This is a genomic window from Stenotrophomonas sp. 169, assembly GCF_014621775.1.
In the GTDB taxonomy this organism is placed as follows: domain Bacteria; phylum Pseudomonadota; class Gammaproteobacteria; order Xanthomonadales; family Xanthomonadaceae; genus Stenotrophomonas.
In genome coordinates this window covers 3,869,729-3,893,469 of sequence record NZ_CP061204.1, presented here as the reverse complement: position 1 = coordinate 3,893,469, position 23,741 = coordinate 3,869,729, and the positions used below count along the sequence as shown (strand labels likewise).

24 protein-coding genes and 1 tRNA gene are annotated in these 23,741 nt (G+C 66.6%); 4 read left to right on the top strand and 21 right to left on the bottom strand.

The window, feature by feature from the left end; all coding sequences use genetic code 11:
- Positions 1–5: 5 nt before the first annotated feature.
- The 9 genes from ICJ04_RS17035 to ICJ04_RS16995 all read right to left on the bottom strand — a co-directional run bounded on the left by ICJ04_RS17035 (position 6) and on the right by ICJ04_RS16995 (position 10,567).
- Positions 6–1,304: a DUF58 domain-containing protein gene (locus tag ICJ04_RS17035; protein WP_188325346.1), complete on the bottom strand. Its 1,299-nt coding sequence runs from the start codon at positions 1,302–1,304 to the stop codon at positions 6–8.
- Complete coding sequence (locus ICJ04_RS17030) at positions 1,301–2,311, bottom strand: MoxR family ATPase (protein WP_188325345.1); 1,011 nt, start codon at positions 2,309–2,311, stop codon at positions 1,301–1,303. Before ICJ04_RS17030 ends, ICJ04_RS17035 begins: the two co-directional genes overlap by 4 nt.
- Positions 2,308–3,504 carry a DUF4350 domain-containing protein gene (locus ICJ04_RS17025; RefSeq protein ID WP_188325344.1) on the bottom strand — a complete coding sequence of 399 codons (1,197 nt, stop codon included), beginning with the start codon at positions 3,502–3,504 and terminating at the stop codon, positions 2,308–2,310. Before ICJ04_RS17025 ends, ICJ04_RS17030 begins: the two co-directional genes overlap by 4 nt.
- Complete coding sequence (locus ICJ04_RS17020) at positions 3,501–5,138, bottom strand: DUF4129 domain-containing protein (RefSeq protein WP_188325343.1); 1,638 nt, start codon at positions 5,136–5,138, stop codon at positions 3,501–3,503. The genes ICJ04_RS17025 and ICJ04_RS17020 overlap by 4 nt, the downstream gene beginning before the upstream one ends.
- Positions 5,128–6,129, bottom strand: coding sequence for a stage II sporulation protein M (locus tag ICJ04_RS17015; RefSeq protein ID WP_188325342.1), 1,002 nt, complete (start codon positions 6,127–6,129; stop codon positions 5,128–5,130). The genes ICJ04_RS17020 and ICJ04_RS17015 overlap by 11 nt, the downstream gene beginning before the upstream one ends.
- Positions 6,126–6,818, bottom strand: a complete 693-nt coding sequence (locus ICJ04_RS17010; protein WP_223202927.1) for an RDD family protein — start codon at positions 6,816–6,818, stop codon at positions 6,126–6,128. The genes ICJ04_RS17015 and ICJ04_RS17010 overlap by 4 nt, the downstream gene beginning before the upstream one ends.
- Positions 6,819–7,054: 236 nt before the next feature.
- A complete protein-coding gene (locus ICJ04_RS17005; RefSeq protein WP_188325341.1) occupies positions 7,055–7,591 on the bottom strand; it encodes a gamma carbonic anhydrase family protein in 537 nt (178 codons plus the stop codon).
- A gap of 94 nt (positions 7,592–7,685) precedes the next feature.
- Positions 7,686–9,575 carry a tRNA uridine-5-carboxymethylaminomethyl(34) synthesis enzyme MnmG gene (gene mnmG, locus ICJ04_RS17000; RefSeq protein WP_188325340.1) on the bottom strand — a complete coding sequence of 630 codons (1,890 nt, stop codon included), beginning with the start codon at positions 9,573–9,575 and terminating at the stop codon, positions 7,686–7,688.
- Between the two features lie 455 nt (positions 9,576–10,030).
- Complete coding sequence (locus ICJ04_RS16995; RefSeq protein ID WP_188327375.1) at positions 10,031–10,567, bottom strand: hypothetical protein; 537 nt, start codon at positions 10,565–10,567, stop codon at positions 10,031–10,033.
- A 157-nt stretch (positions 10,568–10,724) separates the two neighbouring features.
- Between ICJ04_RS16995 and ICJ04_RS16990 the strand changes: the two genes are divergently transcribed.
- The gene (locus tag ICJ04_RS16990; RefSeq protein ID WP_188325339.1) at positions 10,725–11,684 is read left to right on the top strand and encodes a pyridoxal-phosphate dependent enzyme; all 960 of its coding nucleotides are present in this window, start codon (positions 10,725–10,727) and stop codon (positions 11,682–11,684) included.
- Positions 11,669–12,286 carry a YdcF family protein gene (locus tag ICJ04_RS16985; protein WP_188325338.1) on the top strand — a complete coding sequence of 206 codons (618 nt, stop codon included), beginning with the start codon at positions 11,669–11,671 and terminating at the stop codon, positions 12,284–12,286. The genes ICJ04_RS16990 and ICJ04_RS16985 overlap by 16 nt, the downstream gene beginning before the upstream one ends.
- 35 nt (positions 12,287–12,321) lie before the next feature.
- On the opposite strand, the gene bioC is transcribed toward ICJ04_RS16985, so the two are convergent.
- From bioC to ICJ04_RS16960, 5 genes are all read right to left on the bottom strand, one after another.
- The gene (gene bioC, locus ICJ04_RS16980) at positions 12,322–13,206 is read right to left on the bottom strand and encodes a malonyl-ACP O-methyltransferase BioC (protein WP_188325337.1); all 885 of its coding nucleotides are present in this window, start codon (positions 13,204–13,206) and stop codon (positions 12,322–12,324) included.
- A gap of 28 nt (positions 13,207–13,234) precedes the next feature.
- Positions 13,235–14,017: an SDR family oxidoreductase gene (locus tag ICJ04_RS16975; RefSeq protein WP_188325336.1), complete on the bottom strand. Its 783-nt coding sequence runs from the start codon at positions 14,015–14,017 to the stop codon at positions 13,235–13,237.
- Between the two features lie 36 nt (positions 14,018–14,053).
- On the bottom strand, positions 14,054–14,851 hold the full coding sequence (gene bioH / locus ICJ04_RS16970; protein WP_188325335.1) for a pimeloyl-ACP methyl ester esterase BioH: 798 nt from the start codon (positions 14,849–14,851) through the stop codon (positions 14,054–14,056).
- A 9-nt stretch (positions 14,852–14,860) separates the two neighbouring features.
- Positions 14,861–16,060 carry an aminotransferase class I/II-fold pyridoxal phosphate-dependent enzyme gene (locus tag ICJ04_RS16965; RefSeq protein ID WP_188325334.1) on the bottom strand — a complete coding sequence of 400 codons (1,200 nt, stop codon included), beginning with the start codon at positions 16,058–16,060 and terminating at the stop codon, positions 14,861–14,863.
- A 97-nt stretch (positions 16,061–16,157) separates the two neighbouring features.
- Positions 16,158–16,424, bottom strand: a complete 267-nt coding sequence (locus ICJ04_RS16960) for a hypothetical protein (protein WP_188325333.1) — start codon at positions 16,422–16,424, stop codon at positions 16,158–16,160.
- A gap of 270 nt (positions 16,425–16,694) precedes the next feature.
- Between ICJ04_RS16960 and ICJ04_RS16955 the strand changes: the two genes are divergently transcribed.
- On the top strand, positions 16,695–17,381 hold the full coding sequence (locus ICJ04_RS16955) for a ComF family protein (RefSeq protein WP_188325332.1): 687 nt from the start codon (positions 16,695–16,697) through the stop codon (positions 17,379–17,381).
- A gap of 55 nt (positions 17,382–17,436) precedes the next feature.
- Here ICJ04_RS16955 and ICJ04_RS16950 read toward each other — a convergent pair whose 3' ends face one another.
- From ICJ04_RS16950 to ICJ04_RS16930, 5 genes are all read right to left on the bottom strand, one after another.
- Positions 17,437–17,787, bottom strand: coding sequence for a transcriptional regulator (locus ICJ04_RS16950; RefSeq protein ID WP_188325331.1), 351 nt, complete (start codon positions 17,785–17,787; stop codon positions 17,437–17,439).
- A 510-nt stretch (positions 17,788–18,297) separates the two neighbouring features.
- Complete coding sequence (locus ICJ04_RS16945) at positions 18,298–18,750, bottom strand: PA2169 family four-helix-bundle protein (protein ID WP_188325330.1); 453 nt, start codon at positions 18,748–18,750, stop codon at positions 18,298–18,300.
- Between the two features lie 303 nt (positions 18,751–19,053).
- Positions 19,054–19,449 carry a hypothetical protein gene (locus ICJ04_RS16940; protein ID WP_188325329.1) on the bottom strand — a complete coding sequence of 132 codons (396 nt, stop codon included), beginning with the start codon at positions 19,447–19,449 and terminating at the stop codon, positions 19,054–19,056.
- Positions 19,450–19,783: 334 nt separating this feature from the next.
- A tRNA-Arg gene (locus tag ICJ04_RS16935) sits at positions 19,784–19,860 on the bottom strand.
- Positions 19,861–19,996: 136 nt separating this feature from the next.
- On the bottom strand, positions 19,997–21,163 hold the full coding sequence (locus ICJ04_RS16930; protein WP_188325328.1) for a nucleotide sugar dehydrogenase: 1,167 nt from the start codon (positions 21,161–21,163) through the stop codon (positions 19,997–19,999).
- Between the two features lie 178 nt (positions 21,164–21,341).
- Here ICJ04_RS16930 and ubiA point away from each other — a divergent pair, with 178 nt between their 5' ends.
- Positions 21,342–22,232, top strand: coding sequence for a 4-hydroxybenzoate octaprenyltransferase (gene ubiA / locus ICJ04_RS16925; protein WP_188325327.1), 891 nt, complete (start codon positions 21,342–21,344; stop codon positions 22,230–22,232).
- A gap of 22 nt (positions 22,233–22,254) precedes the next feature.
- Here ubiA and ICJ04_RS16920 read toward each other — a convergent pair whose 3' ends face one another.
- Together ICJ04_RS16920 and ICJ04_RS16915 are read right to left on the bottom strand one after the other, a co-directional pair.
- Positions 22,255–22,818, bottom strand: a complete 564-nt coding sequence (locus tag ICJ04_RS16920; protein ID WP_188325326.1) for a hypothetical protein — start codon at positions 22,816–22,818, stop codon at positions 22,255–22,257.
- 40 nt (positions 22,819–22,858) lie between these two features.
- Complete coding sequence (locus ICJ04_RS16915; protein ID WP_188325325.1) at positions 22,859–23,530, bottom strand: VOC family protein; 672 nt, start codon at positions 23,528–23,530, stop codon at positions 22,859–22,861.
- Positions 23,531–23,741 lie beyond the last annotated feature (211 nt).

The window sequence follows — 23,741 nt, the reverse complement described above, 5'->3', positions numbered from 1 at the left end:
ACCGGCTACAACAAGCCGTCGCGCTTGACCGACAGGTAGCGCTCTACCAGCGCGCCGGGCAGGGCGTCGGCGGTGACATCCAGCACCATCACGCCGTGTCCGCGCAGCGCATCATGCGCCTGCGCGCGCTGTTCCAGGTACAGGGCCGCCGCGCCGGCCTGTGCGGCATCGGCATCCGTCTGCACCGGACCCTGCAACGCGTGGTCCAGCACCTGCTCGCGCAGGCTGGCCACGCACACCAGGTGCCGGCGCTGCAGCAGCTTCACCGCGGCCAGCAGGTCTTCGATATCTTCGTCGCGCACGTTGGTCACCAGCATCACCAGCGCGCGACGGCGCTGCAGCACCGACAGCTGTGTCGCGGTGGCCAGGTAGTCCGTCGCCACTGGCTGCGGTTGCAGGTCGTAGCTGGCGCGCAGCAGGTCATCGATCGTGCCCATGCCGCGTTTCGGCGCCACCCAGCGCTGCTCGCCGCCCATCGCATGCAGGCCCACGCCGTCGCCCTGCCGCAGGGCCAGATAGGCAAGCACCAAGGCGGCGTTCAACACCTGGTCGAAGTGCGACAGGCCGCCATCACTGGCCATCATCCTTCGGCCAGAATCGAGCACCAGCAGCATCTGCTGGTTCTTTTCGTCCTGATACTCGCGCGACACCAATCGCCGTGCACGCGACGTCGCCTTCCAGTCGATCTGGCGCAGGCTGTCGCCGATGCGGTATTCGCGCATCTGGTGGAAATCGGTGCCTTCACCGCGGCGCCGCTTCAGGTGCGCACCGACCATCCGCGAGGCCTGTTCGGCACTGAACAAGGCGAAGCGTGTGAGCGGCACGAAGTTCGGGAATACGCGTACATCGAGCGCAGGCGGCACGACGCGCTGCTGCCGCCACAGCCGCCACGGTGAGTGCAGGCGCACCTGTACGCCGTCAAAGCGGAAGTGGCCACGTTGCAGCGGTTGCACGTGATAGTCGAGCGTGGCGGCAAACCCGGGACGCAGGCGCAGACGCCGCGGCATGCCCTCGCTCTGCCAGGCGCCCGGCAGCAGATCGAACACGTCCAGCCGCAGCGTGCGCTCAGCCTGCAGGGTCAGTTGCACTGCACGTCGCACGTTCAATGCCAGTGCTTCGGGAAGCTGCCGCTGCACGCTCGGCGAGGGCAGCCTGCGCAGACGCAGCAGGTCCACCAACGCTACCGCGACCACGATCGCCAAGACGGCCTGCCAGCTCCAGCGCGGCAGCCAGCCGGCCAGCACGGCAGCGCCTACGCCGGCCCACACCAGCAGGCATCCGAGCAGGGGCAGGGCAGGCCTCATCGGCGCGGTGCATCCACCTTGGCCAGCAGTGCACCGAGTACATCGTCGGCGCCCTGTCCTTCGATCTGCAGCTCCGGTGCCAGCGCGATGCGATGGCGCAGCGCCGGCCGGGCGATATCGCGCACATCGTCCGGCGTCACGAAGTCACGGCCGGCCAGCAGCGCCTGTGCGCGTGCCGCACGCACCAGCGCGATGCTGCCGCGCGGGCCTGCGCCGAGGGCGATGCCGGGCCACTTGCGTGTGGCCGCAACGATGCGCACCGCGTAGTCGATCACTTCGGCGTCCACGGTGATCGCCGCGGTGGCCTGCTGCAACGCCACGACATCCCCGGCGTTGAGTACGCGGGGCACCCGCTGCAGGTCGAAGTCGCTGGCGCTGCGGCCGGTGGTCACTGCATCGACCATGCGCTTTTCGTCTTCCAATCCCGGGTAATCGATGACGATCTTCAGCAGGAAACGATCCAGCTGTGCTTCCGGCAGCGGATAGGTGCCTTCCTGTTCCACTGGGTTCTGCGTGGCCAGGGTCATGAAAGGCGGCGCGAGCGCGAACGATTTCCCTTCGATGGTGACCTGGCCTTCCTGCATCACTTCCAGCAGGGCCGACTGGGTCTTGGCCGGCGCGCGGTTGATCTCGTCGGCCAGCAGCAGGTTGGTGAACACCGGGCCGCGACGGATCTTGAAGCTTTCGCTTTTCGGGTCGTACACCGCGTGGCCACTGACATCGCTGGGCATCAGGTCGGGGGTGAACTGCACACGTCCGTGGTCGAGCTCCAACGCCTGTGCCAGCGCACGCACCAGCAGTGTCTTGCCCAGCCCGGGCACGCCTTCGATCAGCACATGGCCACCCGCGAGCAGTGCGATCAGGATCTGGTCGAGCACCTCTGGCTGGCCGATGAAGGCATGACCCACGGCTTCGCGTACGGCGTCCACGCGTTCCAGCACGTCGGCTGCGGCCGATACGGCAGCCAGCGGCGGCGGCACGGAGGGGGAAGAGTCCAGTTCGGTCATAGCAGGCTTCTCATCTGCAGCAGGAGGGTGATCCGCGCTTTCAGCGCGGTCTGGTCATTGGCGGCTGGCGGTGCCAGCGCGGTGTGTACGCGGGTGACGGGCCACTGCAGCAAGGCGGCGATGGCCTGTTCCTGTGCGGCACCCTCAAGCGTGGCCGCCAGCGGTGCACGGGCCTGCAGCCGACGCAGGAACAGGTCCCGTACGGCCGCATGCAGTCGCGGGCCCTGGCGTTGGCGCAGCAGCAGTTCACCACTGGCGCGCACGTGTTCCAGCAAGGAGCGGCGCTCTGCCACCGGCGAAGGCTGCACGCTGCCGAAGCGCTGCGCGCGCGCCCACAACCAGCCCAGCAACGCCAGCAGCAACGGCAACCAGACCGGCCAACCCTGCAGCACGATGCGCGCCCATAGAGAGGGCGGTCGGCTGGCATACACCAGCCACACGGTGCCCTTGCCGTAATTCGGCGCCAGCAGATGGCGGGTCAGGTCGCGGTGCGCACGGTCGTGCAGGCCATCGCGCGGCTGCTCCAGGTCTTTGCTCGGCCGCAGTGCAGCCGGGAGCAGCGAGGTGGTTTCAGGTACGCCACGCATGAAGTCCATGTCCGCCAGCACATCGACCCTGCCTTGGCCATGGCGCAGGCGAGCGAACACGAAGCCGTCTTCGCTGCCCCACTCACGCTGCACCTGTGCGTACGCCGCCTCGGTCAGATCGAAGCGACGACCCTTGCAGAACTCCACGTGGCCGGTGTCATCGTCCACATGGAAACGCTGGCAGGCACTGCCGAATCCAAGGCTTTCCACGCCCAGGCGCTGCAACAGCAAAGGCTCGTTTCGCGTGGTGTCTTCGCCGGTGGGGGGCGTGCGCACCAGCAGGTGGCCGCCCCGCTTCACCCACGCCAGCAGCGTATCCACCTGCGAGGGCGCCAGTTCACCGCTGTCCTGCAGCAGCACCACTGTATCGCCCGGCGCGAGCGTCATCGCCGCCAGGTCCAGCCGGGCCCGCGACTCTGCCTGCAGGCCGTCGGCGCGCAGCGCTTGGCCGAGCACGTACAACGGGTTGTAGCTGGCCTCGCCTTGCGGCGGCATCACCTCGGTGCGCGTCACTTTTTCGTGCGTGCGCAGGAACAGCACCACCAGCGGCACCGCCAGCAGCACGATCAGCCCGATCACAAACGACCACACCACCCGCGCCTTCATGCCGGCCACCGGTACTGCGCCTGCAGTGCGTCGGCCAGCGTTTCGAAATCGGCGTGGTCGGGCAGCCGGTTGCCATACGCGGCGTACTGCCACATGCGCACGATCGCCGCGAACAGGTCGCGGTCACGCGCGTCCGGCATGCGCCGCGATGCACGCAGCACCTGGGCTTCGGTTGCGCCGGGTGGCAAGGCCACGCCAGTCCGCTCCACCACCGTGCCGACGCTGGCGCGATACAGCAGGGCCAGTGCCTGACGTGGCATGCCGCGCGCCCACAGCGCACGTGCACGCGTGGCCACATCCGGCGGCACCACCTCGGGCAGCACGATCGAATCTTCGCTCACCGCAGGCGCGGCCGGGGCCTTGCGCCGCGCCGATCCGCTCAGCCAGGGCAACCAGCGCCGCGCAGTGAGCAGCAGCGCCACGACGACGATGCCCAGCAGCAGCCAGAGGCCCCATTCGGCCACCATCGCCGCGATCTTCGCCGCACCACCGGACATCTGCTTCGCCGACTGTTCGTCGGCCTCGCGCTTCAGTCGTTCGCGCTCCTTGCGCTTGGCCTCTTCGTCGTCGTCCTTCTTGCGGGGTTCCCACTCGCTGATGGAGCGGGTGGGGCGCTGCAGCGGATCTTCGTAAGCGCGCTGCACGGCTTGGCGGAAGCCCGCCGTGTCCACGGGCACGTCACCGAAGATGCCAGCCGGCGTGTCAGCGGGATCGATGGCCGGCGGCTCCTCCTCGTCGTCATCGGAAGCCTCTTCTGCCCGCTCCTCATCCGCCGCGCCTGCATCGTCGTGTGCGTGCGCTTGCTGTGCATGCACCGGCACAGTGGCAACAGGCAGCGCGAACAGGACCACCAGCAGCAACAGCGGCATGGCCTGCTGCAGCCGTTCGCGCAGGCGGCGGAAGCTGATCTCCACGTCCCAGGCCTCCATCTGCGTGCGTCGGTTCAAATAGAGTCCGAACCCGGCACCGACGTGGAAAGGCCCCATCACACTGGCCGCCAGCCAGAGCAGCAGGTTCATACCGAACTTCGCCCAAGCGGGGGTGTCCTGACGCACCAGCTCCCACGCTGCGCGCCACGAATCGGACAGCAGTTCCACCGGTACGAACATGAAAACGGCCGTCAACGCGCCGATCACCAGCACGGCCTCGAAGCCCATGCACAGCACCGTGAGCAGCATCGATGGACCGGCGGCGGCAGACAGTACCGCGCGGCGGCGCTGACCGCGGTGCGCGGCGTCCGTGCCTTCCAGCAGGTTCACCGGCAGGCACACATTGCGCACCGCGCTGAAGCGCCGCCACCCCAGGTAACCCCAGAAGCCGGCGACCTGCCAGCCCGGCTGCGCACGCAGCGCCTGCCACGCGGTGACCGGTTCACCGAACACGCCACGCGACAGGACGTACAGGACCACCCGTTCAAACGCCGGCTTGCACCACCACAGCAGCAGCCACGCCCAACCGAATCCGGCACCCAGCCACCACGCCAGCGCATTGGCCAACAGGAACACCGGTGCACTGGCCAGCAGCCACGCGCCCCACGCCGCCCGCCACTGCCGGCGCGCCAGTGCAGTGCCCAGTTCCATTGCTTCCCAGCTGCTGCGGGCACGCAGCACCACGTTGAGCTGATCAATCCGCATGCTGCGCCTCGCCCCGGCCGCCGCGCCACAGCCACAGCCCCACCAGCGACCACAGCACTGCCGCCACGCTGTACTTGCCCCATGCGGGCACCGCGGCGATGGAGGACCAGAATGCTTCGATGAACGCCGCCACCAGCAGCATCGCGGCGATGCCCAGGCATAGTCGCGCGCCGATGCGGCCGCCCTCCACCAGCGCATCGATGCGGCGCTTGCGCCCCGGCGCCACCAGGCGCATGCCCAGTTGCAGGCCCGCCCCGCCGGCGATCACGATCGCGGTGAGTTCGAAGGCACCGTGGCCGACCACGAAACGCCAGAACGGATCACCGTGGCCGACATGCTGCAGGTGGCCGGCGACCGCGCCGATGGTGATGCCGTTGAACAACAGCACGATCACCGTGCCCACGCCGGCCAGCAGGCCGCTGGCAAACGTGCGCAGGCCGATGCTGATGTTGTTCATGATGTAGTAGCCGAACATCATCCAGTCGGTGCCGCTGTCGCGGCCCAGGTTCGGTGACGACGGATCGTACATGCGCTCCATCTGTGCAACGCGCGCGCTGTCCATCAGCAGGTGGATCAGATCCGGGTGCAGCTGCACCAGCACGAAGCTGGCGATCAGCGGCACGGTGAACAAGGCCAGCGCCACCCACATCACCGTCGCCTGGCTGCGCACCAGGTGGGGAAAATCAGCTAACAGGAACTCCAGCACGCTGCGCCAGCGGAAGGCCGGGGTGCGATACAACAGCGTGTGGCCGCGCTGCATCAACTGCTGCAGGCGCTCCACCAGCTGCGGGCTGTACCCGCGCTGGCGGGCCAGCGCCAACTGCTGGCAAAGCCTTCGGTAGCGTTGCGGGAACTCCGCATCCGCGGGCAGGGTGGGATCGGCAGCCACGCGTGCACGTGTGCGGGCACGCAGATGGGCACGCTGCTGCAGCCAGGCCTCCAGTGCTTCCCATTCCCCTTGGTGGCGGGCGACGAATTGTTCCTGTTTCATCGGCGGCCCAGCAACCAGTTGGCCATCGCATACAGGCGCAGCACACCGACCTGGCCGCCGGTTTCGGTCAACGGGGTGACGATGCCGGCCAGCTCCTGCTGGCGTGCGGGTGAGAGCAGGGGCGCCCGCTCGGCAAAGGCGATCACGGCGGACTGCTCCTGCGGCTGCAGCGGCACCGGCGGCGGCAAGGCGCTGTCGATGGTGGCGGGTGCGTGGCGGGGGGATGCATCGCCATGCACCACCAGCGTGCCGGCGACCAGATCACCCAACCGCCGGCCGTGCGCATCGAACAGGCTGCTCACCAGCCCGACGGCGTAACCGAACGGCAGCATGTCCACGGTGCGCAGCAGGTTGCGGGTGACCGCACCGCTCCACCCGACCGGTGCCCCATCGCGCGCAATCACCCGCAGCCCCATCGCCCGCTTGCCCAGCGTCTGCCCCCACACCGCCTCGAGCACGATGGCATAGGCCCAGTTGAGCAGGAACATCAGTGCCAGATAGATGCCACGGCCGAGCTCATCAAGCAGCATCAACGGGAAAGAGAGCAGCACCAGCGCGGCACCACGGATGGCCAGGTCAACCAGCCATGCCACCGCACGCGGCAGGGGACCGGCCGCACGCAGCTGCAGCGGCACGCCTTCCGGCGTGACCACCTCGCGGTAGGTATCCAGCATCGTCGCGGCGGTCATCGACAGGCCACGCGTAATGAGGGAAGGCGCCGGGTTGCTCTCCGGCAGGGCGCCACGGGCATGGAAATCTCGACGTCATCCTGGTCGGGGCTCGACTTTAGCAGACCCGCGCCCCGCCAATGGTAGAGCCGCCAGGTAGAGCCGACTTCAGTCGGCTGCCCCACCAACGCGCGAGAGGCCAGCCGACTGAAGTCGGCTCTACCAGGCGGCTCTAACCATCGGCACCACTCACGGCATCACGACGCGCCCAGGTACTCATCCTTCAACCGCACGTAATGATCAGCCGAGTAATGCAGCGCTTCGATCTCACTGTCTTTCAACAACCGCGAGGGCCGTGCCGGGTTGCCCAGCCACAACTCGCCTTCGCCCACCACCTTGCCCGGTCCCACTACCGCACCGGCGCCGACGAAGCCGTGCTTCTCCACGCGCGCCCCATCCAGGATGCACGCGCCCATTCCGATCAGGCTGTAGTCGCCGATGGTGCACGCATGGAGGATGCAGCCATGACCCACGGTCACGCCCTCGCCGATCAGCGTCGGATACCCGGCCTTGTTGAAGGGGCTGTGGTGGCTGACATGGATGATGGTGCCGTCCTGCACATTGGTGCGGGCACCGATGCGGACGAAGTTGACGTCACCGCGGATCACCGTGCCCGGCCATACCGACACATCCTCGGCCAGCTCGACATCACCAATGATCGTGCAGGCGGGATCCACATAGGCGCGCGCGCCGAGTACCGGCATTTTGTCGCGGAAGGGACGTAGTGGGGTCAAGGGATTCTCCAATGTAGCGCCGAGCCAAGCTCGGCGAACGCAGCGGCGGGCAGGCAGCCGCCAAGCAGGGCTCGGCGCCACCGTGTTCGGTGTATCAGGCGACGCGACCGCGGCGCGAACGCTCCAGGTGCACCAGCAGCAGCGAGATCGCCGCCGGGGTCATGCCGGGAATGCGCTGCGCCTGGCCGATGGTCTGCGGCCGCACGCGCTCCAGCTTCTGCAGGGCTTCGGCCGACAGTCCACGCACGATGGCGTAGTCGAAGCTGTCGTGGATCGGGGTGGACTCATGGCGCTGCTGGCGCTCTATCTCGTCGCGCTGACGGTCCAGGTAGCCGGCGTACTTCACACCGATCTCCACCTGTTCTGCCACCTTGGCATCCGCCACGCCGGGGCCCAGCGACGGCACCTGCATCAGCTTGGCGTAATCCAGTTCCGGGCGCTTGATCAGGTCCAGCACGTTGGTTTCGCGGCTGACCGCCACGCCCAGCACCTGCTCGACTTCGCGGCCCAGCGCGTTGCCCGGCGTCGCCCACACCGCGCGCAGGCGCGCGCTCTCGGCATGCACGGCAGACTGCTTCGTCTCGAAGGCGGCCCAGCGCCGGTCGTCCACCAGGCCCATCTTCCGGCCCACCGGCGTCAGCCGCTGGTCGGCATTGTCTTCGCGCAGCTGCAGCCGGTACTCGGCGCGGCTGGTGAACATGCGGTACGGCTCGGTGGTGCCATGGGTGATCAGGTCATCCACCAGCACACCCAGATAGGCTTCGTCGCGGCGCGGGCACCAGCCGTCCAGCCCACGCACCTGGCGCGCCGCGTTGAGGCCGGCCAGCAGCCCCTGCGCGGCGGCTTCCTCGTACCCCGTGGTGCCATTGATCTGGCCGGCAAAGAACAGGCCGCCCACGGTCTTGGTCTCCAGCGACGCTTTAAGCCCACGCGGATCGAAGTAGTCGTACTCGATGGCATAGCCGGGGCGGGTGATGTGCGCGTTCTCGAAGCCGCGGATGCTGCGCACCATGGCCAGCTGCACATCAAACGGCAGCGACGTCGAGATGCCGTTGGGGTAGATCTCGACGATGCCCAGGCCTTCCGGTTCGACGAAAATCTGGTGGCTTTCCTTCTCGGCGAAACGCACCACCTTGTCTTCGATGGACGGGCAGTAACGCGGGCCGATGCCCTCGATCTGGCCGCTGTACAGCGGCGAGCGATGCAGCGACTCGCGGATGATGTCGTGGGTACGCGCGCTGGTATGGGTGATCCAGCAGCTGACCTGCGGCGGATGCTCATCCACCGAGCCGAGGAAGGACATCACCGGGCGCGGATCGTCGCCGGGCTGCTCGTCCATCACGCTGTAGTCCAGCGAACGGCCGTCGATGCGCGGCGGGGTGCCGGTCTTCAGCCTGTCCACCTGGAACGGGCGCTCGCGCAGGCGGGCCGCCAGCGTGGTCGCCGGTGGATCGCCCATGCGGCCGGCCGCGTACTGGGTGGGCCCGACATGGATCTTGCCGGCCAGGAAGGTGCCGGCAGTCAGCACCACGGCCGCTGCATCGAAGCGCAGCCCGGTCTGGGTGAGCACGCCGCGCACCTGGTCGCCTTCGATGACCAGATCATCCACGGCGGCCTGGAACACGGTGAGGTTCGGCTGCGCCTCCACCAGCGAACGAATCGCCATGCGGTACAGGTTGCGGTCGGCCTGGCAGCGGGTCGCCCGCACCGCCGGGCCCTTGGAAGCATTCAAGGTGCGCCACTGGATCCCGGCGCGGTCGGCCGCATGGGCCATGGCCCCGCCCAGCGCATCGATTTCCTTGACCAGATGCCCCTTGCCGATGCCGCCGATGGCCGGGTTGCAGCTCATGGCGCCCACGGTTTCGATGTTGTGGGTCAGCAGCAGGGTGCGCGCACCGCTGCGCGCCGCAGCCAGGGCGGCCTCGGTGCCGGCGTGGCCGCCGCCGATGACGATGACGTCGTAACGATGGAAGGAATCAGTCATGGCTCATGCAATGCGGGGCCGGAAGCGGCAGGTGGCGATTTTAACGCCAATCGGACGAGGCGGTCAGGTCGCTTTTTCAAATCAACCCTAAAGTTGGCACGCTACCTGCAGATAACCCAATAGCACCCAGCGTGATCGGCGCCTCAGGCGCTATGGACCGGAATTGGAACAGGGGCCGGTCCAGATGCACGAGGGGGAAGCGACGGGCCGGCAGTCGGGGGACTGTCCGGCCCAGTTTTTTGCTGTTGGCTTAAACAACAAGGCCCCGCGCGAGCGGGGCCTTGTTGTTTAGTAGGTGCCGACATCCGACAGGGCCGGAACAGGGGGGATCCAGAGTTTCCCATCGGATATCGACATAGCTTGCATGACCAGCTGCGTCTGCTTTGTCACTTTTGGACGCGGCGGGTCATTGACGGTCTAGCTTGAACCTTCCCGACGGAAGGTTCAAGACCCGATCACGGCTCGGCCTGTCGTTCTGTGGAACGGTTCAAATTTCGCCACGGCGAACCGCTCGGACGCGGGGCAGAGGCGGGACGCGGCGGCGCGGCCGGGCGGACCTGCTGCTGCGGCGACGGGCGGTTCATGCCCTGCTGCGGACGCGGACGGGTGGTCGAATCCAGGTTGCGCCACGGCGAGCCACCGTTGTTGCCCGGCGGGCGGGGCGGGCGCGGACCATTGTTGTTCGGCGGCCGGGTGTTGGGCGGTCGGTGGCCGTGATGCGGCGGACGGTAGTTGGGGTAGGGACGATAGACCGGATAGCCGTAGCCGCCACCGTAACCCCCGCCGTAATAGCCACCGCCACCGCCGTAATAGCCGCCGCCGTAGCCATAGGGCGAACCGTAGGGGTAGCCGGCCGGATAGCGGTATTCGGTCGACGGGGCGCCGTGGTAATAGCCACTGCCGCCGCCTCCGCTGCCGCCCACGTAATCGTAAGTGGCGCAGCCGGACAGGGCCAGCAGCAGCCCTCCGGCAACGATCAGACGCATCTTCATGACAAGACCCCCCATGGGTTATGGACTCCAGCTTCTGCCTAATGCGTTGAATCGCCCCTTAATTCGTGCAACGAAGCATGAATGGTTAGGCGAAGCGGACATCCTGGCACGACGAGATAGGCCGCGACCGATGGCGGGCATACGTTAATCTTTGCACATGAACGAGGCCCCGCCCCCTGCCATCGATGTGTTGGTCGCCGCTGCACGGATCGCCCCGCATGCCACGGTGACGCCGGTGCTGCGCTCGCGCACGCTGGATGAGCTGGCGGGTGCCCGGTTGGCGTTCAAGGCGGAGCACCTGCAGCGCAGCGGCGCCTTCAAGTTCCGCGGTGCCTGCAATGCGGTGTGGGCGTTGTCGGCCGAACAGGCCGCCGCGGGCGTGGTGACCCATTCTTCAGGCAACCATGGGGCCGCACTGGCGCTGGCGGCGCTGACCCGGGGCATCGCCTGCCACGTCGTGGTGCCCGAGGGCGCGGTGGCGGCCAAGCTGGCCAACATCGAACGCCATGGCGCCACCCTGTGGCGTTGCGCCGCCAGCATTGCCGCCCGCGAACAGCTGTGCGCGCAGGTGCAGGCGGATACCGGCGCCACCTTGGTCCATCCGTATGCCGATGCGCGAGTGATCGCGGGCCAGGGCACGGCCGCGCTGGAACTGCTGCACGCCGAGGGTCCGTTCGACGTACTGGTGGTGCCGGTGGGCGGCGGCGGCTTGGCCGCAGGCACCGCGTTGGCCCTGCAGCATGCCGCGCCGCAGACCCGCCTGGTGCTTGCCGAGCCAGCCGGCGCTGCAGACACTGCGCGCTCGTTGCAGGCGGGCGAGCGGCGTATCGAATTCGTGCCGAATACGATCTGCGACGGCCTGCGAGGCACGCTGGGGGCGCCGAATTTCGAGGTGCTGCGCGCGGCCAAGGCCGACGTGATCGTGGTGGACGACGCGGCCACTGTGCAGGCCATGCGATTGCTGTGGCAGGTCCTCAAGCAAGTGGTGGAGCCGTCCTCGGCGATCGCGCTCGCCGCCATATTGGCCCAGCCGCAGCGCTTCGCCGGCCTGCGCGTGGGGCTGGTGCTGTCCGGTGGCAATGTGGATATCGATGCGTTGCCGTGGGGAACGGCATGAGCGGGCAGCGGACTGGCGTATTCGGTTGGCTATGGCGGGTGTTCGTGCTGCTGATGGTCTGGCTGTTCGCCGTGACCGCGTGGATCGTGTGGATCGGCGAACGCGACCAGGCCGCGCATGCTGACGCGATCATCGTGCTGGGCGCAGCCGCTTACGATGCCAAGCCGTCGCCTGTGTTCCAGGAACGCATCCGTCACGGGCTGGATCTGTACGACGCGGGCTACGCGCCGCTGCTGATCTTCACCGGCGGCTATGGCGGCAGCGGTGCGCGTTTCTCCGAATCGCAGGTGGCGCGGCGTTATGCCTTGAAGCAGGGCATACCGGACAGGGCGATCCTGATTGAAACCGCATCGCGCAACACCGTGCAGAACCTGGTGGAAGCCAAGCGGCTGATGGACCAGCGCGGGCTGCACCGCGTGATCATCGTCAGCGACCCGTTGCACATGGCGCGCGCGCTGCGTCTCAGCCGCGCGATGGGCATCGACGCACTGGCCTCGTCCACACCGAGCACGCGCTTCCGCAGCTTCCACACCAGCTGGCGATTCCTGGCGCAGGAAGTGTATTTCTTCCACCGCGACCTGTTCGTAAAAGCCGCAGGCTAGGGACGTGCCGGCTTCGGCCGGCACCGTGGCAAAACTTACACCGGCCGACGGCGGATCGGGATCGCCGATACCGGCACGGCGGCGATGTCCTGGCCCTGCTCGCGGATCGGGGCGCCGGCCTCCGGTGCCCAGGCATGCGCATAGATGACATCCCAGCTGCTGGGCAACTTTCCGTCAGCGCGCCGCATCGCTTCATACGCCGCCGCCGCCGCAGTGAAGCGGGCGCGTCCGGTCAGCGTGCGGCGACGATCCCTCCGCGCATTGGTGGCGCCCAACGCCCGCAGCTCACGCATCAGCGCCGGCAGGTCGTCGTAGGTCAGGGTGAACAGATCGCGGTCCAGCACCGGATCGCGGAAACCGGCCATCATCAGCGCATCGCCGAACTGCGCGATCGGTGCGAAGCGGCTGACGTGCGGTGACGCGTCGTCGGCGTGGAACGCCTCCGCGAGCTCGATCAGCGTTTCCGGGCCGAATGTCGAACACAGCAGCAGGCCGCCCGGCTTCAACACCCGGCGGAACCCGGCGAAGACGGCCGGCAGTTCGTCTACATACTGCAGGCACAGGTTGCTGAAGATCACATCCACGCTGTTGTCGGCCAGCGGCAGCGCAGCCGCGTCGGCGCACAGGCGCTGGAACGGCTTCCACCAACCCGCCTGCCGCCTGGCTTCGTGCAGCATCGGCATCGCCACGTCCAGCGCGATCACCTGCGCTTTCGGCCAGCGCTTCTTGATCAGGGCGCTGGCATGGCCGGTACCGGCCCCCACGTCCAGCACGACCTCCGGGCTGCGCGTTTCCAGATAGTCCAGCGACTCCATCAGGCGCTGACGCACCTCGCGCGGCAGTGCAGCCGCTTCGTCGTAGGTCGTGGCGGCCCGCGAAAAGGCGCGGCGAAGGTGGCGGTGGTCGGTACGGGGGTCCATGCGGATCTCGATGAAAAACGGTGCGGCGTCAGAACGTTCCGGGGTAGGCGCCGCCGTCGATCAGCAGGTTCTGCCCGGTAAGGTAGCCGGCCTGCAGGCTGCACAGGAAAGCACAGGCGGCGCCGAACTCATCCGGCTGGCCAAAGCGCCCTGCCGGGATGTGGTCGCGTTTCTGCGCGGCGATCGACTCCATGTCCCCGCCCTGCTGCTCGGCCAGGAAGGCGAAGTTGCCACGCAGGCGGTCGGTATCGAACTGGCCAGGCAACAGGTTGTTGATGGTGACGTTGGCCGCCACCGTACGCCGTGCCAGCCCCGCGACGAAGCCGGTGAGCCCGGAACGCGCACCATTGGACAGCGCCAGAATGTCGATCGGCGCCTTCACCGATGACGACGTGATGTTGACGATGCGGCCGAAACCGCGCGCCATCATCGCATCCACCGTGGCGCGGATCAGGGCTATCGGTGCGAGCATGTTGGCATCCAGCGCGGCGATCCAGTCATCGCGCTCGAAGGTGCGGAAATCACCGGCAGGCGGGCCAGCGGCGTTGGTGACCAGGATGTCCACCTGCGGGCAGGCCGCCAGCACGGCGGCCCGTCCTGCTTCGGTGGTGACATCGGCGGCCACGGCGATCACCTGGCCTGCGCGGGGCAGGGTACGCAGCACCGCCGCGGCCTGCTCCAGGGCGGTCTCGCCCCGGGCGACGATGACCACGTTGACCCCTTCGGCGGCCAGCGCACGCGCGCAGCCCAGGCCGAGCCCCTTGCTGGCGCCGCATACCAGCGCCCAACGTCCCGCGATTCCCAGATCCATGTCATTTCACCTTGCTACGCGTACGGCGGTTGGCCGTCATCCGTGCATTGTCGGGTGACAGCCCGCAGCCGTCACTATCCGCTGCATGACGAAGCGTTGCAGCTGCTCCGCCACCTCGTCGGCATGGCCGAGGAACGGGGCGTGGCCACCGTGGGCAATCGTGTACGCACAGGCGTGCGGGGCCATCGTCGCTGCGGCATGGGCCGCAGCGGGCGGCACCAACCGATCGCGCTGGCCGGCCAGCCACAGGCTGGGTACAGGCAACGTGGGCAGGGCGGCCCGCAGATCGGTGGCTTCGAGCAGGTGCCGGCCGTCCTCCGGTACGCGCGCAGCCGGCGCCCCGCTGTCCAGCAGGCGCTGGCGCAGGCCGCGCAGATCCTCCCGGCCTGGCGCGACGTTCATCAGGTCCAAGGCAAGGAAGCGATCCACCGTGGCAGGGAAATCCTCGGACAGGTCGGCGGCGAACTGCGCGAATACCGTCGCAGGAACCGCGTGGGTCCAGCGCTCATCGCGCACGAAGCGCGGCGACGAGGCCAGCATCACCAGACCCTGTACCTGCGTCAGCGTCGCCGCGGCATGCAGGGCGAACAGTCCGCCCAGTGACCAACCGCACCACACCGCCGGTGGCGTCGACGCCGCAATGGCGCTGACGACCGGTGCCAGCTGCAGCGGCGTGGTGTCATCGCGGCTGCGGCCATGGCCGGGAAGGTCCACGACGTGCACGGTGAAGTGGTGGGTGAGACGCTGCAGCAAGGGCGCGAACACATCGCCCTGCAACGCCCAGCCGTGCAGCAGCACCAGATCGGGGCCGCTACCGCTGACTGCAATATGCATTCGGGTAGCTCAGACGGTGGCTGCGACAGGCAGCACGGTGCCGGACTGCAGCCCATCACGGGCGAGCGCAATGGCATCCACCAGGGCCTGGACCTGCGCGGGAACGTGCAGCGCGGACAGACGCACACGCACGCGTGCCGCGCCATCGCCGCTGGCTGCCGCGTCGATGGTCTCGATCCACCAGCCGGCCTGCTGCAGATTCCGGGCGATGGCCTGTGCGTGCGAATCGGAGGGAAAGCTGAGTGACTGGATGGGCATTTCCGAGGCCATCATCGCGAGCCCGCGGGTGCGCGCTGCAGTGCGGAAGGTGGCCACCAGCTCGCCCAGCTTTTCGCGGCGCCAGTCATCACGGCAGGCCAGGCGGAGTGCGGCCGTCGATGCGGCGGCCAGTGCAGGCGGCAGCATCGGTGCATACAGGTAGGGGCGTGCACAGGTGGCCAGGTGCTCGATCACGTGCGCATCGCCCAGCACCAGCGCACCGGCACCGCCCAACGCAGTGTCCAGCGTCACGGCCTGCAGCGGCACGTCGGCCACGCCCAGTCCGGCGGCCGCCACGCTGCCGGCGCCGTGTTCGCCCAGCACGCCGACGCCGTGCGCATCATCCACGTACAGAAGCGCTTCCTGCAGCCGCGCAACCAAGGCCAACGACCGTAGCGGGGCGGCGTCGCCATCGGTGCAGAACACCGCCTCGGTGGCCAACATCGCCGCACCTTCACCGGCATGCTTGAGCTGGCGCATCGCACCTTCTGAATCCAGATGCGGATAGCGGCGCAGGCGCGCGCCTGCCAGCGCGGTGGCGTCCAGCAGGCTGGGATGGTTGAGCTGGTCCTGCACGCAGACATCGCCGTCTTCGCCCAGCAGCGTCTGCTGCACGGCCAGGTTGGCCAGGTAAGCGCTGCCAAACAGCAGCGCACGGGGGTAACCGAGCCACTGCGCCGCTTCGCGTTCCAGGACATCGTGCACCGCATGGCGGCCGCCATTGGCAGGCGAGGCGGTGGTGCTGCCGTCGCGTGCAGCCGCATCCTGCAGGGCGTTGACCACGCCGAACTGCTGCGCCAGGCCCAGGTAGTCGCTGCTACGGAAGCTGGTCAGCCACTGGCCCGCCACTTCAACGCGCACGCCATCGCGACGGCCGATCGCCGCAGGCAGCGCCGTGCCCCCGCTGGCGGGCAGGGTCGGGACGCGGGCAAGCAGATCAGGACGGGCCATGGCGGCGGCAGCGATGCAAGGGCGGCCTAGCGTAGCAAAACGGTGCGGCCGCAACCGGGCGGTGACCGCGGCCGGCCGTCAAGCCGTACGTCCTGTTTCAGTGGCGCAGCGCCGGCGCCGCGGGAACCTGGATCACGATAGGGGGCGGAGGGGAAGAAACACCCCTCTCGGAATAAGAACGAACCGTCCCCACCGTGATGTTGGCGATGGTGAAGAGCCCCACCAGCACGAGAACAGCGGTCGCAATGAACCACCCCTTTATTTCACTTGAGACTTTGTGGAGATCCGCATGCACGGCCTCTACGTCTGACTTCGTGGCCAGCGTGGGGGTGATGCCTTCGAGCTTGGCGAGGCGGGATTCCATCGCAGTATCGTCCGGTGGAAGGGGCAGGGCTTCAACATGCTTGGGTGTGCATCTCATTGTAAGCGTCTCATTAGACGCAGCCATCAGGAATCGTGCCCTGCCGCTACCAGAAATCGCCACGTTTTCCACACCTGCGTCGGGAACTGATAGCAGAGATCAATGAGCCACCTGGCTTCGCGTTCGGCGGGCGAGCCTCGAGTCATCACAAGCATGAGTCCCTCCCGCACTTTCCCGATACCGCGCGTTGCCCGCGCTTCGCATGCTCAGTCCATGCATATCCCCGGCCTCCTTACGCTGGCCAGCCGCCTCGCCCGCACGCTGCTGCCCCCCGTCTGCCAGGTCTGTGCAGAACCCGGCGAGCAGGACCGCGAGCTCTGCGCGGCCTGTTGCCTTGCGCTGCCTTGGCATACCGACGCCTGCGCGCGCTGTGCCGCGCCCCTGCCGGACGATGCCACGGCACTCTGCTTTCGTTGCGAGGAATCGCCGCCGCTGCTGGATGCCGCCTGGGCCGGATTCCGCTACGAAGATCCGATCTCCGGGCTGATGCTGCGCTACAAATTCCACGAAGACCTCGCCGCGGGGCGACTGTTGGCGCAGTTGATGGTGTTGTCACCGCCGCCATGGGACGCCGTGCCGCTTGTAGCAGTGCCACTACACCCGTCGCGGCTGCGCCGACGCGGGTATGACCAGGCCGCGCAGTTGGCCAGGCAGCTTGGACTGCCGTGCTGGCAGGGACTGCATCGCGTACGTGCCACCTTGCCCCAATCCGAACGCAGCGCTGATGCCCGACGCCACAATCTGGACGGCGCGTTCGCCGTGCGCGGCGACGTGCCGGAGTCGGTTGTCCTGGTGGATGACGTGATGACAACGGGAAGCACGTTGCATGCGTGTGCCGAGGCCTTGCGCAACGCGGGATGCCAGGACGTGAGGGCATGGGTGTGTGCACGCGTGCCGTGATGGCAGATGCCTACGCCAAGGCGTGGCACATGTGAGTGTTTGCTTGGAACCCGCCTCATACCCGGCGTGATGCGATCCGTCCTTCGCGCGAATACACACTAGCGCGCAGCTCTACGCCGAGCGCGCGCATTGCGCCCAGTACGGTGCTGAAGGTGAGTGTGCGTTTACCGGTCAGCTGCCGGCGCAGCACGTCGATGGACAGGCCGCATTCGCTTGCAACGTGATGCAGATCGTCGTGGCCGATGATGAACAACAGGGTCTCGCCCATGGTGACGGGATCACCAACGCTTTCGTGGATGCTGGCGTCGATGTAGTCCGCTATCTGCAGGGCCGTCTGCGGTCGCTCGTCAGCGGCGAAGGTGCTCGCCTCGGGCTTTGAGGGCGGTTCCGGTGGCCGCGGGCTCACTTGACGCCCCGATGTGCGGCTATGAAGGGGGGCAGGACGTCGGACAGGCAGCCGATCACATCGTACGGACGTACGGTGATGGAAAAGAGGTGGGTCATTGGGGCCTCGCGCAGCGCAGGGAAACCACCTGCGCCGGAGCGCAGGGTGGCGGGCGGTGCGGGTTGGCGTACCGGACAGCTAACAGGTGTATAACCGGCGGATCGGGCGATCCCCGCGCACCGCCCGCCGTATGACCGGCAGGGCAATGCATTCTCCGCCGAGCCCGAAGGCAACAACAGAGCCGAACACCTGCGAACTGATCGGGACGCCAATCCCGGCTGACGCGTACAGCGTCAACCCGATCATCCTGCGTGGCCTTCCGCAGGCGCGTCCATCAGGAAAGCTGGATTCTTTCGTCAGTCAGCCCTCGAGCGGGAGATAACGCATGGCCCATAAAAAAACCGACGCTGCGTGGGGCAGCGTCGGTTTCGGCATTGTCTACGGCGACGGGGCGAACCCCGTCAGCGAAGATCAGGAAGCCTTCATCGCATGCTTGCGGGCGCGCATGACCGCATGGGTCTCCTGCACTTCCGGCAGCAGACGGGTGACTTCAGTGCGCACCGGAGCCGGCACGTCGTTGTCGGTCAGCACATCCTTGAAGGCCTTCAGCAGGCGATCTTCGGACTCTTCCAGCTCAGCCACATAGCCGTACTGGGTGTCGCCCAGGGTGGCGCGGATGTTGCCGTACATCTTCTGCACCGAACCCACGAAGGTACCGTGCTCTGCCGGCTCACCGCCGGTGGCGGCAACGGTGCTGCTCAGCGAGGACACGATGTCCGACTTGCTGCCGGCAATGCGGGTGAACAGGGCAGCCAGCTCGGCGTCCTTCACCTTGGTAGCGGCTTCGCTGTAGAACTTCTGACCATCACGGGCGATCTCGATCAGGTCGTTGAGGCTGTGTTCGATCTTGGACTGGGTGCTCATGTGTAGTGCTCCATGTGAGTGGTCGTTTGGAACGGCGAGACAGATGCCGTGCCGTTGGAGACCACCTTGGACGAGTGCATATGCAGCGCGGGTGAGGACCCATTGATGGCTTCGTCATGTGCCGGAACGGGGGTTTAACAGACCCGCCGGACCTCGCGCTACCAGGGACTTGGGCTACACGGCCTTCGCGCTGCGCGGCCGTTGGATACTTCGGTAGAGCCGACTTCAGTCGGCTGGGCCGTTCCGGTAGAGCAGCCGACTGAAGTCGGCTCTACCCTGCGGCCAAGCGCTGCCAGCGATGGGTCAATCGCGGTCCAATTTGATCGCCAACCCATCGGCCGTATTGCGCACCACGATCACGTCGAAATCCCGATTGCCGTTGATGGCTTTCATCTCGACCTCGTCGGTGCCATCGGTCCTGATCGCATACACGCCGGTGCCGAACTCCTTCGACAACGCATTGGAGATCATCACCGCGGCCGCCTCGTGGTTGGTAGCCGCAGGAATCGGAATCGCGACATTGGTCGCTTCACCGCCTGCTGGGGTGACGGCCAAGGTGATCTCGCCATCCGTCTTGGCCCGACCCTTCAGATCGATGTTCCATTCATTGGCAGGCGCGGCGAACGCAGCCGGAGCGGCCATGCCGAATGCGGCAGCCATGACCAAGGGACGGATAAGCGGGGTACGCAGGAAGTTCATCGTTGCCACTCCTCGTTGATGCGGGCAGCTGCCCGACGGTAGGCCGATGCTGGCCCAGAGGAGTTGGTGATGATGTGAACCGGGGCGATGGCAACAGCTGACAGGAAGTGGCCGGGTGACGGTTTGCGGGGCCGCCGACGGTCGAGCTTACGGCCGGGCCAACGGCCGGGCGACGGTCGGTCTGATGGCGGCCTGACGGTCGAGCCGGCTTCAGTCGGCTGCTGTTGCTTCTGAAGGCAGACGTCTTCTGCGCAAATCAGCCGACTGAAGTCGGCTCTACCCTGTGCTTTCCACCCCGTGCGAAAAGCCCGGAACCGAGGAGAAGCAAGGGAAATGGTGCGCCCGGAGGGATTCGAACCCCCGACCAATGGCTTCGGAAGCCACTACTCTATCCGGCTGAGCTACGAGCGCGCTGGCCGACTAGTGTAACGGAAAACCTAGCCGGTGTAGAAGCAATGCGCCTGACCGGGAACGGGACGGGCCGATCGCCCCCACCCACCCGCGCGCGGGCCTAAGCGGCCGCCCCGGGCACCTTGTCAACCGCGCCTCAGTCGCTGCCGAACAGATCGCGCGTATAGACCTTGTCGGCCACATCCTTGAGGTCGTCGGTGAGCCGATTCGCGATGATGATGTCGGCCTGCTGTTTGAAGGCGGCCAGGTCGTTCACCACGGTGGAGCGGTAGAAGTCCGGCTTGTCGAGCACGGGCTCATGGACGATGACCGTGATTCCCTTGGCCTTGATCCGCTTCATCACGCCCTGGATGGCGGAGGCACGGAAATTATCCGAGCCGGCCTTCATGACCAGGCGATAGATGCCCACGACCTTCGGATTACGACGGATGACCTCGTCTGCGATGAAGTCCTTGCGCGTGCGGTTGGATTCAACGATGGCGTGGATCAGGTTCTGCGGGACGTTGCTGTAGTTGGCCAGCAACTGCTTGGTGTCCTTGGGCAGGCAGTAGCCGCCATAGCCGAACGACGGATTGTTGTAGTGGTTGCCGATCCGCGGATCCAGGCTCACCCCTTCAATGATCTGGCGGGTGTCCATGCCGTGGGCAGCCGCGTACGTGTCCAGCTCGTTGAAGTACGCCACGCGCATGGCCAGGTAGGTGTTGGCGAAGAGCTTGATGGCCTCCGCTTCGGTTGCGTCGGTGAACAGCACGGCGACGTCCTGGCGGATGGCACCTTCCTTCAGCAGGTTGGCGAACACTTCCGCGCGCTCGGAACGCTCACCGACGATGATCCGGCTGGGGTGCAGGTTGTCATGCAGCGCCTTGCCTTCGCGGAGAAACTCCGGCGAGAAGATGATGTTCTGCGTGCCGAATTTCTCACGAAGCGACAGCGTGCAGCCGACGGGAACGGTGGACTTGATCACCATCACGGCATCTGGATTGACCTCGATCACGTCACGGATGACCGACTCGACCGAGCCGGTATTGAAACAGTTCGTGTGCGGGTCGTAGTCGGTGGGCGTGGCGATGATGACGAAAGACGCATCACCGTAGGCCTGCTGTCGATCCAGTGTGGCCGTGAGGTCCAGTTTCTTGTTGCGCAGGAAGTCCTCGATCTCGCGATCCTCGATCGGCGACTGCCGGGCGTTGATCATCGCCACGCGGCCCGCATCGATATCCAGCGCGACCACCTGGTGGTGCTGCGCCAACAGGACGGCGTTGGACAGTCCGACATAGCCCGTACCGGCCACGGCAATTTTCATTGCGGAAATCCTTATAGCTCAATCTGGGGGAGGCGCTGGCGAGGAACGGCCGCGTTCAACGTACCCCGATGGCAGGGGCGCAGCGGGAATTGTACCCGCACGGTCTGAAGTAGCGGTTACCGCGGGGCTTGGCTTGCTGGCGTGTCGGTAATGCAATTGTCGGGAGTATCATTTGCCCATGTCACACCCCTCTATTGACGCGTCCCCCGGGGACGCCACGCCGCGCTGGCGGCACTACTGGAAACTGATGCGCGCCGATCGCCCGATCGGCACGCTGCTGCTGCTGTGGCCCACCTGGTGGGCGCTGTGGCTGGCCTCTGGCGGGGTGCCTCCGCTGTGGACGCTGTTCGTGTTTACCGCGGGCGTCTGGCTGACCCGCTCGGCTGGCTGCGTGATCAACGATTACGCCGACCGCTGGCTGGACCCGCATGTAAAGCGCACCAAGGATCGACCCCTGGCCAGCGGCGCGGTGAGGGGCCGGCATGCACTGATGCTGTTCGCCGCCTTGATGGTGGCGGCGTTCGCACTCGTGCTGACGATGAACTGGCTCACCGTGGCGCTGAGCTTCGTGGGCATCTTCCTGGCGGCCAGCTATCCCTATCTGAAGCGTTACACGCACCTGCCGCAGGTCTACCTGGGCATGGCCTTCGGCTGGGGGATTCCGATGGCCTTCGCGGCAGTGCAGGGCGAAGTACCGGCGCTGGCGTGGCTGCTGTACGTAGGCAATATCGTGTGGTCCACCGCGTATGACACGTGGTACGCCATGGTGGATCGCGATGACGATCTGATAATGGGTTCGCACTCCACCGCGATCCTGTTCGGTCGATACGACCTGGTGATCCAGGGCGTGCTGTATGCCGTGTTCCTGGCGGTCATGATCGGGGTAGGGGCATGGGCCGGGCTGGGCCTGTGGTACTTCGGCGCGGTGGCCGTGGCTGCCGTGCTGGTCGGCTATGAGTTCTGGCTGTGCCGCAACCGCGAGCGCGACCCGTGTTTCAAAGCGTTCCTGCATAACAACTGGGTGGGGGCTGCGTTGTTCGCGGGTATCGCCGTGGCCCTGCTCCGGTAGAGCCGACTTCAGTCGGCTGCTGTCAGGCGAAGCCGACTGAAGTCGGCTCTACCGGGGCGATGAAGGGGCGGTGAGACCGACAGGGCCATGCACCATGGGACCGGAATCGGTAGCGCCGAGCCACGCTCGGCGAGCGCAGCGGCAAGCGCATGACCACCAGCGCCATCCCTACCCGGCATTGCCCGATGAACAGGCTAAACAACTGCCCGGAATGACCACATGCAAACACCGTCTGAATCCTTAAGGTGCTTGTGCCACTAAGCCTGGGTGGCAACAGGGCAATCCGTGTGATGCCGTCCTCCACACGTTCCCACGCGTGGTTAACCAATGCTTGCAGAGGATGGCCATGACCGCGGCATTCCGCATGCGGCTTGGGAGCACCGACATGGCAAACCAGCAGAATCAGCAGAACCCGCAGCAGGGTCAGCAGAACCAGCAGGATCAGCAGGGCCAGCAGCGCGGCGGCCGCGACCAGCAGCAGCAACAGCAGCAGGGACAGCAGCAGCGCAACCAGAACCAGCAGCAGGGCGGCAACGAAGAAGAAGAATGAGTTGTCGCACTGCCCTGAAGAGACAAAGCCCCGCAATCGCGGGGCTTTGTTTTTAGCGCATTTGCTTCCAGCGCCTCTACAGTGAAACGCAGCGCCATCGCTGCTGTGCGTCAGCAACCTGTTCGCCGCATTGCGATGCCTCGATGACAAGTTCGATACCCACCGCATTGGGCAGGTCGCGTTGCTCGGGGAACCAAGGCCGGGTGGCGTCCACCACGATGAGCAGCCCCTCATCATCGCCCATCGGGGCGAACGCATCTGAAGGCTCGGACAGCGGCGTCAGACCGAAGGTGTCCGCCAACCGGCGCTGCGTGCCGGGCACATCGTCAACGGGCAGGCCGACTTCGCTCAGGCAGGTGATCTCGCTGCCATGGAAAGGACCCGTGCGCGAGGAGAGCGGCAAGCGCTTGCGCCCGATCAGCTCCAGAATCAGGCCGTCCGGTCCGGTGAAATACACCGACTGCGATTTCCAGTTGCTCTCCAGCGCGAAGTACTCCTTGCCGTCCGGCGAGCGCTGCAACGGCGCGCGCTCGCGCAGCCACGCCATTGCTTCGACGAAACGGTTGTCCGGCACATTGAAGGCCAAGTGCACGCCGCCCGTCGGACGGTCATCGGCAGGCACCGGTCGGATCGTGCTCCAACCGATCACGGTGGCGCCGCCATCCACGTCCATCTGCAGCACGTCGGCGAAGTAGGCGGCCAACGCGGCCGGCTCGAAAGCCGGGAGGGTGAGGTCACGTATACGCATGGCTCCACTGTACCGAACTGGGTACAGAGGGGCATAACTGTGACGTGCGTCTCATATAAATGACGACGGCCGTCACGTATTGATAGCATTGCGTCGTTCGGTAGACCAGTGGATGGTTGTGCAGCAGCAGGGAGTCCGGCTCTTCGCACCGATGCGGACCCCAACACCCAGCTTGCCTTTTCATCCGTCCCTGGCCTGCGCCGAGCAGCCG

Bases quoted from the DNA above. Each gene is read 5' to 3' on its own strand.
- ICJ04_RS17035 (WP_188325346.1), bottom strand. From the start codon at position 1,304: ATGAGGCCTGCCCTGCCCCTGCTCGGATGCCTGCTGGTGTGGGCCGGC.
- ICJ04_RS17030 (WP_188325345.1), bottom strand. From the start codon at position 2,311: ATGACCGAACTGGACTCTTCCCCCTCCGTGCCGCCGCCGCTGGCTGCC.
- ICJ04_RS17025 (WP_188325344.1), bottom strand. From the start codon at position 3,504: ATGAAGGCGCGGGTGGTGTGGTCGTTTGTGATCGGGCTGATCGTGCTG.
- ICJ04_RS17020 (WP_188325343.1), bottom strand. From the start codon at position 5,138: ATGCGGATTGATCAGCTCAACGTGGTGCTGCGTGCCCGCAGCAGCTGG.
- ICJ04_RS17015 (WP_188325342.1), bottom strand. From the start codon at position 6,129: ATGAAACAGGAACAATTCGTCGCCCGCCACCAAGGGGAATGGGAAGCA.
- ICJ04_RS17010 (WP_223202927.1), bottom strand. From the start codon at position 6,818: ATGACCGCCGCGACGATGCTGGATACCTACCGCGAGGTGGTCACGCCG.
- mnmG (WP_188325340.1), bottom strand. From the start codon at position 9,575: ATGACTGATTCCTTCCATCGTTACGACGTCATCGTCATCGGCGGCGGC.
- ICJ04_RS16995 (WP_188327375.1), bottom strand. From the start codon at position 10,567: ATGAAGATGCGTCTGATCGTTGCCGGAGGGCTGCTGCTGGCCCTGTCC.
- ICJ04_RS16990 (WP_188325339.1), top strand. From the start codon at position 10,725: ATGAACGAGGCCCCGCCCCCTGCCATCGATGTGTTGGTCGCCGCTGCA.
- bioC (WP_188325337.1), bottom strand. From the start codon at position 13,206: ATGGACCCCCGTACCGACCACCGCCACCTTCGCCGCGCCTTTTCGCGG.
- ICJ04_RS16975 (WP_188325336.1), bottom strand. From the start codon at position 14,017: ATGGATCTGGGAATCGCGGGACGTTGGGCGCTGGTATGCGGCGCCAGC.
- bioH (WP_188325335.1), bottom strand. From the start codon at position 14,851: ATGCATATTGCAGTCAGCGGTAGCGGCCCCGATCTGGTGCTGCTGCAC.
- ICJ04_RS16965 (WP_188325334.1), bottom strand. From the start codon at position 16,060: ATGGCCCGTCCTGATCTGCTTGCCCGCGTCCCGACCCTGCCCGCCAGC.
- ICJ04_RS16960 (WP_188325333.1), bottom strand. From the start codon at position 16,424: ATGGAATCCCGCCTCGCCAAGCTCGAAGGCATCACCCCCACGCTGGCC.
- ICJ04_RS16955 (WP_188325332.1), top strand. From the start codon at position 16,695: ATGCATATCCCCGGCCTCCTTACGCTGGCCAGCCGCCTCGCCCGCACG.
- ICJ04_RS16945 (WP_188325330.1), bottom strand. From the start codon at position 18,750: ATGAGCACCCAGTCCAAGATCGAACACAGCCTCAACGACCTGATCGAG.
- ICJ04_RS16940 (WP_188325329.1), bottom strand. From the start codon at position 19,449: ATGAACTTCCTGCGTACCCCGCTTATCCGTCCCTTGGTCATGGCTGCC.
- ICJ04_RS16930 (WP_188325328.1), bottom strand. From the start codon at position 21,163: ATGAAAATTGCCGTGGCCGGTACGGGCTATGTCGGACTGTCCAACGCC.
- ubiA (WP_188325327.1), top strand. From the start codon at position 21,342: ATGTCACACCCCTCTATTGACGCGTCCCCCGGGGACGCCACGCCGCGC.
- ICJ04_RS16915 (WP_188325325.1), bottom strand. From the start codon at position 23,530: ATGCGTATACGTGACCTCACCCTCCCGGCTTTCGAGCCGGCCGCGTTG.